The following is an 8,269-nucleotide window of genomic DNA, read 5'->3' on the forward strand; positions in this document are numbered from 1 at the left end:
TGGAAGAAATACCACCCAGTTGCCGACGTAGGGCACCGTAACGGGTGGGGCCGTCCTGCCGTAAATTCCACAATATGAACATGGTCCAAGGACCCATTAAAACGCGGAAAATCTCTTCGACAGGGCAAACTGGTTTATGGGGAAATTTTATCATTGATGATTACCTAATTGGTGGTTACTTAAAGGTATCTACTTTCATTGTGCGTCCAGGTGCTTTAGATCGTATATAGCGATGTCGCCGGATCGGCAACTATTCAATTTTACCAACAAACGGTTCTGATAATTGCTTGGAACGTTTCACGAAAAGGATTGCACTATGATTTTGCTAATTGGCGGAACTGGAAATATTGGTGGTGAAGTTGCCCGAATACTCGGGGAGAAAGGTGTCGCTTTTAAAGTTCTTGCCCGCGACAAGTCTAAGGCCAGCGCTTTACTGGGCGTAAATGTCGAAATTGTCCGCGGGGACCTCAGCCAGCCGGAAACCGTTTCTGCGGCCATGGAAGGTGTGGAAAAACTGTTTCTTGTCACGCCGCTTCATCTTGATCAAATTTCGATGAAGTCAACAGCTATTCAAGCGGCAAAGCAAGCGGGCGTAAAGCATATTGTAATGTCCACAGGCATTGGCGCAAGCCCTGATGCTGGCGTGGAAGTAGGGCGTTGGCACGGCGCCAGTCAAGAGGAAGTAAAGGAAACCGGCATCGCATTTACTTTCCTGCAACCAGGTTTCTTCATGCAGAATATCTTAATGTTTGCCGATTCAATTCGTGGGAATGGCCAGTTCTACTTGCCGCTGGGCGATAGTAAAGTGAGTTTCATCGACGCACGTGATATTGCCGCCGTCGCTGTTGCCGCCCTCACAGAAGCAGGACATGAAAATCAGGAATATCCGGTTACAGGTGGAGAAGCCTTAAGCATGTATGAGCTTGCGGAAGTTCTCTCCGATGTTATTGGTAAGAAAATCAATTATATTGATGTCCCGCTTGATGCTGCAAAAGAAGGTATGGTCGCCGCCGGCATGCCTGAAAAGCTTGCCGATCTTATGAATGAGCTCTATGCGCTCGGACCAGCAGGACATTTATCTTATGTTGCAGACACAGTGGAAAAATGTACCGGTCAACCACCGCGCACATTCCAACAATTCGCGCAGGACTATGCCGGTGCCTTCCAATCATAAAGTACCTTCAAAATTGATCCGGGTTGAATGCAAGGTAGAAAGTTTCCCAAATTGTTCTTCAATCCGGACAAAAATCGTTTATGCCGATAACCCAGGACCACGAAATGAGTAAAATGCCCACAGTATTCGTTCCACATGGTGGCGGCCCTTGCTTTTTTATGGATTGGGACCCAGCAGATGCATGGGATAAAATGGCGGCGTATCTGCACCGGGTCCACGTTGATATCGGCCAACGGCCAAAGGCTATAGTCGTTGTTTCTGGCCATTGGGAAGAACCCGTGATTACGGTTCAAAGTAACCCGACACCGCCGCTGCTGTTCGACTACTACGGCTTTCCTGAGCATACATATAAGCTTGAATATGCAGCGCCGGGATCGCCGGAGTTAGCTTCGCGCATTAAAAATCTCTTGCTGGCAAAAAACATCCAAGTCAAAACCGATTCCCGACGTGGTTTCGATCATGGCGTTTTCATTCCGTTGAAGCTCGCCTTTCCCGATGCAGATATACCGATCGTTCAGTTGTCCTTGCGGAGCGATCTTGACCCAGCGGGCCATATAGCAGTTGGCGAAGCATTACAGCCGCTACGCGATGAGGGCGTACTCATTATAGGTAGTGGGATGAGCTATCACAACATGCAGAAGTTGATGCGAAATTTGCGGTCGGTTGCTAGTGGTGACGAGGTCGAAGCTGAGTCGTTCGATCAATGGCTGACAGAGACTATCAAAAACCCAAACTATCTGGAGCGGAAAGAAATGCTGGCTGACTGGGAGAAGGCTCCATTCGCCCGTGATGCCCATCCAACAGAAGAACATTTGATGCCTTTGTTTGTCGTTGTTGGTGCGGCAGGGATAGACACGGGACAAAGAATGTTGAAGGATACGGTATTGGGAGCTGTCCAATCGGCCTATCAATTTGGCTAGCCGCTATCCGAAAAAATCTCGGACCCCTTACATTCAGATTCCAATCATGTTGGCGAGGTTAGGAGAATATCTGAAGCTGATTCATGAAAATTTTTCTCCATGAGCTATGATACGTGCTGTCACTAACGATCTGCGGATCGACATCGATATAGTTGAGGACAATGTCTCGCGGTTTCGTCACATTGACCGAGGGGCACCTCGAATAATACCTCATTTCGGCGATGGTAGATTGAATCAGGCCCGATACGAAGCGTTTTTGCCAAGATTCATCGGCTTTTTCAGCGTCCCAGCGGGGCATTGCCATCTGAACCGCTGTTTCAGGCAGAGTCCGCCCCTGGGTGTGGTCATGGTGGTGCTGTGGCTAAGTGTTCCAACTGAACCAGGCGGCGCATATTGTAAGCCAGGTTCTTGAGCCCGATACGCGCCTTGGCGCGGATGATCCCGATGCTGCGTACCTGTGCGCCACCCATGTCGTTGCTTTGAGCTCCGAAGATATGCTCCACACGAACGCGGACCTTTGAGCGGGTTTTGTTACCTTGCTCCTGTCGTTTGCTCAGAGGTTTGTTCCGGTGGCCCTTGTAGGGGATGCGGCTCGACAGGCCTTTTTCTTTCAGTATCTTTTCAATGCCCGCAGACCGGTAGGCGCTGTCGGCCCACACATCGGATGCTGTGTTGTCTGCGTCAAGGACCGCCTCAAGGGCTTGGCTGTCATGCACCGAAGCCTTCGTCACATGATAACAACGCACCAGCTTATGCCGACGGTCCACATGGATATGGTTCTTATAACCGTAGTGACTCTTGCCATGCTTCTTGGTCCACCGGGCATCCGTATCTTTCTGGCGGAATTTGGCCGGTTTATCCACCCAGTCCTTCGGTGTCTCTCCGGCTTTGATCTTTGCATTCTCATCACGCTTGTTATGCTGGGTGGGGACGGAGACGATGGAGGCATCGACGATCTGCCCACCCATCGCCAGATAACCCCGGTCTTTCAAATAGCTGTCGAAGTTCTCGAACACCGTCGCGATCATGCCAGCTTGCGCCAACTGCTCTCGATACAACCACACCGTCTTGGCATCGGGGACTTTGTCCTCAAGGCCTAATCCTAAAAACCGAACGAAGGAAAGCCGGTCGCGAATTTGGTATTCCACCTGATCGTCTGACAAATTATAAAGCGCACAGAGCACGATTGCCTTGAACATCACCACCGCATCCCATGGCTTGCGACCCGCCGATGATTTGCGTTGATTGGCCGGCTTGCGCCAGACCGCCTCAAGATGAGAACGAAACTCTTCCCACGGGACGATGCCGTCTATTTTCAGCAGCGGATCATTTTTGGCATCCAAGCCAGCATAGCGATTAGAAACATCAAAAAATCCAAGCGGGCTCATATTCTATCCCTTTGATCACAACGCCGTGCTAACGGGATTCTATCAGATCAAAGGTCAGGGTGGGTATTTTTAGAGGTGCCCCGAGGTTAGAAATGAAAATCTAGGGTTCTCATCCTTGATCTTTCATGAATTTGAATACCGCTTGATCGTCTTCGCCCAAGGCCGGTGCATGGGGTGTCGATTCCGGCCTCACGCCGTCGATGCTTAATGGCAAACCGACGAAGCGCGCATCCACGGCTTCATATGCCTGAAGAATGCCGCAGGCCACCACTTGCGGATGCGTCAGCAGTTCTTCAATCGTTTGGACCGGGGCATTGGGAATGCCGGCTTCGGTCAATTTCGCGGACCAAACGTTCCGTGTATTGGTGCTCATGGCGTCAGCAATAAACTGGCGCAGTTCCCGCTCATTTTCATAGCGCTTTGCGTTTGTTTTGAAACGTTCATCTTGGCTCAACTCTTCGCGCCCGAGGGCCACACAAAACCGCCTAAATTGCAGGTCGGTGCCGACGGCTATGACGAGTATTCCGTCTGATGTTTGAAAACCATCATTAGGTACGATGAATGGCCCGCGGAGTCCGCTCCGTGCAGGTGCCTTGCCTGACGCCAAGTATTGTGCAATTGGCAAGGTCATAAGTCCAATACCAGTTTCCAACAATGAGGTATCAATTATCGCACCGCGACCGGTTATAGTGCGCTGCTGCAAGGCAGCGAGAGCACCAATTGCTGTCCACATCCCAGTACCAAGATCGAGTAATGACACCCCAACGCGAGAAGGTCGACGATCCGGCTCGCCAGTCAAATTGGTGATGCCAGAAAACGCCTGCATGAGCGGGTCATAACCCGGAAGATCCTTAAAGGGACCTTTATTCCCATAGGCCCAGATATTACAGTAAATCAATTCAGGCTTTTCACGCGTCAATTCTTCCGCACCAAGAGAGAATCTATCGGCGAGTGCTGGTCTAAGATTTTGAATAACGATATCCGCGCGATCGAAGATGAGACATTTTAATCGAGAAATATCTTCGGGGTTCATCATGTCGATGGTTATCGATTGCTTGCCGATATTCGCTGCATAATACGAAGCCGAGCCACCATCTTTCAGCAGAGGGCCCCAGCTTCGCGTTGCGTCTCCACCATCTGGGTTTTCAACCTTGATGACTTCGGCGCCGAGATCCGCTAGGATTTTCGAAGCGTATGGTCCGGCTATGCTCGACCCAAGCTCGATGACCACAATATTCTCTAATGGTAACATGTCCTGATAAATTTTCCGCCTGATGTTGAAAATTACCTCTGCTAGCGCGGCCTCAACTTCGACGAGGGCGTTTTCCCCATGGGTGTGTTTTTCGTTGTTTCCGCTGAAAAACTGCCGAAGCGAAAATATTCTCGGTTGCTATTCGGGGCGTCCAGCCATGATCCGTAATGGGTTATAGGTAAGCACCGTTTCATTTTTCTGATTGACAATTTTGTTGAATGTTCGGACTTTACCTCGGCCCTTGGAAGTTGCACTCAACTCAATTACCTCACATTCCACATGGATAGTATCTCCGACGAACGTTGGGCCTTTGATATCCAGCTCCATATTCAGGAAGGCAAGCCCAGTATGTTGCATGGTTGACTGAACAAGCAAGCCTTCGGCGTAAGTATAGGCTAACGCGCCCGGCACCACACGACCTGAAATGCCACCATGACTTGCAAGATATTCAACGTCCGTAAAGATCACTTCGAGCATACCGGTGCAGGATATGAAATTCACCAAATCCGCTTCCGTGATAGTGCGTCCAATTGTGCGAAATTCTTGCCCGATTTCTAAGTTATTCCAGTATAGGCCTAAGCCAACAAATTCCATGAAACTGACTCTTTCAAAAAATGGCATCCAAAATCATATGAGGGTTACCAAGCTTACGCTGCCGACACAAGATACTTAATTTCTGCAAATTTCCCGCTATTTTATTTGCTATCCCATTGTCTTTATAACGAGGCTTAAAACACAGTCTTAAGAAATTATTCTCTGTTGTCCAGATCTATTTTTTAACAAACGATAGTTTGACAAATTCCTCTCATGAAGCTAATTTTTCTCTGAAAAATCTCATATTTGGTTGATTCTAACCTGTAGGGGTGAATAATGACGAAGCGGAAAATCTTCGCAGATTTTCATATCGTTATGCTGTGTGCTGCGCAACCGCTATTTTGACCAAAGAGTGTCTGCATTTTTATGAGATCGAGCCTCATGTTACACGCCGCGAAAAACATGACGAGATCTTTGTAGTCGAAGGATCGGACCCGCTTATTCCAATGGGCGTCTCTTCGCTGCCAGTCGGGATTCGAAGGCCTTACGAGCAGCCGGCGCTAAATTCGATGAGCTGCACGATAACGACCTGCCAAAAGCTCGGATTGCTAATTTACTATCAAAGTGCTGGCAGCGGGCTTGAACTAGCATTGCGGAGGGTGGTCCTGATTTATGTCTATCAAGAAAGATAACGATATGTCGAAGCTTTCGCAGAGAACGCAAACAACGCGATCACCATCAGCGGATCAATACGACGCTATCATAATAGGCGCAGGCATGGCGGGCATGTATCAACTCCATCTGCTTAGAAAGCTAGGACTTTCTGTACGTGTCTTTGAAGCTGGTGGTGACGTCGGCGGTACCTGGTATTGGAATCGTTATCCCGGAGCTCGTTTTGATTCCGAGAGCTACAGCTATGGCTATTCTTTTTCCGAAGAACTTTTGCAGGAGTGGGATTGGAGTGAACATTTTTCCGCCCAGCCTGAAACATTGACTTACCTCAACTACGTCGCCGATAAGTTCGGCTGGCGTAAGGATATTCAGTTTAACAATCGCGTCCAGGGAGCACATTATGTTGAGGACGGGAACTTTTGGGAAGTTGAATTTGAAAATGGCGGTCGAGCGCGCGGGCGTTATCTGATCACGGCTATTGGTCCTCTTTCAGCGCCAACGATGCCAGCTATTGACGGTGTCGATGATTATCAAGGGGAAGCATATCATACAGGGTTGTGGCCTCATGTACCGGTGAGCTTCGAGGATAAGCGTGTAGCTGTTATTGGGACCGGTGCGACCGGCGTGCAAACCATACAGGAAGTTGCCAAAAAGGCCGGACATCTGACAGTTTTTCAACGCACACCCAATTGGTGCGCGCCTTTGAATAATAGCCCGATCGATGATCAGACGCAGACGAAAATCAAGGCCAGTTATCCGGAAATATTCGCTCGATGTAAGGATACCTACACAGGTTTTCTACATGATTCGGACCGCCGTCACGCACTTGAAGTTTCCCTGGAAGAACGTGAAGCTTTTTACGAAGAGCTCTACGCCGGGCCCGGCTTTGGCATATGGGTTGGGAATTTTCGCGATGTCCTGGTTGACCAGGACGCTAACGATACGATCAGTGAATTTGTGGCAAAGAAAATTCGCGAAAGAGTCAAAGCCCCCGAAATTGCGGAAAAATTAATTCCAACCAACCATGGCTTCGGTACCCGACGGGTGCCAATGGAAACTAATTATTATGAAGTCTATAATCAGAAAAACGTGGAGCTTGTTGACATCCGAGAAACGCCGATTGAAAGGATAACGGCTAGCGGGATTGAGACCTGTGACAATAATTTTGAATTCGACATGATCATTTATGCCACCGGATTTGACGCTGTCACCGGTGCGTTTGACCGGATAGATATTCGGGGTACAGGTGGGCAAACCCTGAAAGACAAATGGGTAGATGGTCCCAAAACCTATTTGGGTCTTCAAATCGAAGGTTTCCCTAACCTTTTGACGTTGGTCGGACCGCATAATGCAGCAACATTTTGCAATATTCCAAGATGTATTGAACAGAATGTCGAGTGGGTGGCCGATTTGATGAAGTATATGCGGGACGGAAACCATGAACGTATTGTGCCAACGACGGCGGCGGAAAATGCCTGGACAGAGCATGTCTACGAGTCTGGCCAACGGATGCTTTTCACTAAAGTTGATTCCTGGTTTATGGGCGTGAACCAAAATGTTCCTGGTAAGCAAAAACGCACTTTTTTGATTTATGCTGGCGGAGCACCATCATACCGGGAGAGATGTGATGAGATTGCTGCAGACGATTATGCCGGATTTGAAATCTCGTAAATGTAAAAAGAAAGCTAGTCAATTTATTGCCGCCTATTTTTATACGCATGTCGACAATGAGGTTTTGACGATGTTCGAATGAGATATGTAAGAGAAATAAATGCCAATTGAATTGCAGAAAATCCTACCGGCAGAACGCCTCATGGAGATGACAAAAAAGGGATATTGGCAGGAACCTTTGGTAACTGACTATCTTGATGAATGGTGCTGTCATGTCTGGATGGCGCTCTGAAGTGGTCCTGCTTTTCCGAACAGGTTGTCGGCTAAGTTAAGGTGTATCGGGTTTGGTTATCATGCCGCTTTTATCATTTCATCGCCGTCAAAGTATGCCTAGTCCGGCGTTCGTTTATCAAGAGCCGTGTGAGGGCGGTCAGTGTTGTAGAATTTAATCCACTGCCGAATAACCTGTTCAGCCATAAATCTGTCGGTCAGTTCGTGTAAGTAAACAGCTTCCTGTTTTAAGGATCGCCAGAGGCGTTCGATGAAGATGTTATCGAGATACCGCCCGCGTCCGTCCATTGATATGTTTACCTCGGCTTCCGTCAGCGTTGTTATCCACGCCGACCCGGTGAACTGGCTGCCTTGGTCGGTGTTCATAATCTCTGGCGGGCCATATCGGGCAATAGCCTCTTGCAATGCCTCGACGCAAAAGCGGGCG

The 8,269-nt window shown here is 48.7% G+C and carries 8 protein-coding genes; 4 read left to right on the forward strand and 4 right to left on the reverse strand.

Translation table 11 applies throughout. The annotated features are described in order from the left end of the window. The first annotated feature begins 316 nt into the window (after positions 1-316). Positions 317-1,174 (forward strand): SDR family oxidoreductase, encoded by an 858-nt coding sequence (locus tag AACZ19_RS17495; protein WP_339635802.1) that lies wholly within the window; start codon positions 317-319, stop codon positions 1,172-1,174. 104 nt (positions 1,175-1,278) lie between these two features. Next, positions 1,279-2,094 (forward strand): class III extradiol ring-cleavage dioxygenase, encoded by an 816-nt coding sequence (locus tag AACZ19_RS17500; protein WP_339635803.1) that lies wholly within the window; start codon positions 1,279-1,281, stop codon positions 2,092-2,094. Between the two features lie 344 nt (positions 2,095-2,438). On the opposite strand, the gene AACZ19_RS17505 is transcribed toward AACZ19_RS17500, so the two are convergent. The 3 genes from AACZ19_RS17505 to AACZ19_RS17515 form a co-directional block, all read right to left on the reverse strand. After that, positions 2,439-3,482, reverse strand: coding sequence for an IS5 family transposase (locus AACZ19_RS17505; RefSeq protein ID WP_339635804.1), 1,044 nt, complete (start codon positions 3,480-3,482; stop codon positions 2,439-2,441). 109 nt (positions 3,483-3,591) lie between these two features. Then, on the reverse strand, positions 3,592-4,734 hold the full coding sequence (locus AACZ19_RS17510; RefSeq protein ID WP_339635805.1) for a CoA transferase: 1,143 nt from the start codon (positions 4,732-4,734) through the stop codon (positions 3,592-3,594). Between the two features lie 138 nt (positions 4,735-4,872). Further along, positions 4,873-5,328 carry a MaoC/PaaZ C-terminal domain-containing protein gene (locus tag AACZ19_RS17515; protein ID WP_339635806.1) on the reverse strand — a complete coding sequence of 152 codons (456 nt, stop codon included), beginning with the start codon at positions 5,326-5,328 and terminating at the stop codon, positions 4,873-4,875. A gap of 612 nt (positions 5,329-5,940) precedes the next feature. Here AACZ19_RS17515 and AACZ19_RS17520 point away from each other — a divergent pair. Both AACZ19_RS17520 and AACZ19_RS17525 read left to right on the forward strand, forming a co-directional pair. Further along, entirely contained in the window at positions 5,941-7,611 is a 1,671-nt protein-coding gene (locus tag AACZ19_RS17520) for an NAD(P)/FAD-dependent oxidoreductase (RefSeq protein WP_339635807.1), read from the forward strand. A gap of 100 nt (positions 7,612-7,711) precedes the next feature. After that, a complete protein-coding gene (locus AACZ19_RS17525) occupies positions 7,712-7,843 on the forward strand; it encodes a hypothetical protein (RefSeq protein ID WP_339635808.1) in 132 nt (43 codons plus the stop codon). A gap of 98 nt (positions 7,844-7,941) precedes the next feature. Here AACZ19_RS17525 and AACZ19_RS17530 read toward each other — a convergent pair. Beyond that, positions 7,942-8,269 (reverse strand): integrase core domain-containing protein (locus AACZ19_RS17530; protein WP_339635809.1); only part of this gene is annotated, 328 nt, incomplete at its 5' end.

The sequence above is a fragment of the uncultured Sneathiella sp. genome (assembly GCF_963973085.1).
Lineage (GTDB): Bacteria > Pseudomonadota > Alphaproteobacteria > Sneathiellales > Sneathiellaceae > Sneathiella.

What these genes read in the sequence shown, in the direction of transcription:
- AACZ19_RS17510 (WP_339635805.1), bottom strand. Translation starts at nt 4,734, where the DNA reads ATGTTACCATTAGAGAATATTGTGGTCATCGAGCTTGGGTCGAGCATA.
- AACZ19_RS17500 (WP_339635803.1), top strand. Translation starts at nt 1,279, where the DNA reads ATGAGTAAAATGCCCACAGTATTCGTTCCACATGGTGGCGGCCCTTGC.
- AACZ19_RS17505 (WP_339635804.1), bottom strand. Translation starts at nt 3,482, where the DNA reads ATGAGCCCGCTTGGATTTTTTGATGTTTCTAATCGCTATGCTGGCTTG.
- AACZ19_RS17520 (WP_339635807.1), top strand. Translation starts at nt 5,941, where the DNA reads ATGTCTATCAAGAAAGATAACGATATGTCGAAGCTTTCGCAGAGAACG.
- AACZ19_RS17525 (WP_339635808.1), top strand. Translation starts at nt 7,712, where the DNA reads ATGCCAATTGAATTGCAGAAAATCCTACCGGCAGAACGCCTCATGGAG.
- AACZ19_RS17515 (WP_339635806.1), bottom strand. Translation starts at nt 5,328, where the DNA reads ATGGAATTTGTTGGCTTAGGCCTATACTGGAATAACTTAGAAATCGGG.
- AACZ19_RS17495 (WP_339635802.1), top strand. Translation starts at nt 317, where the DNA reads ATGATTTTGCTAATTGGCGGAACTGGAAATATTGGTGGTGAAGTTGCC.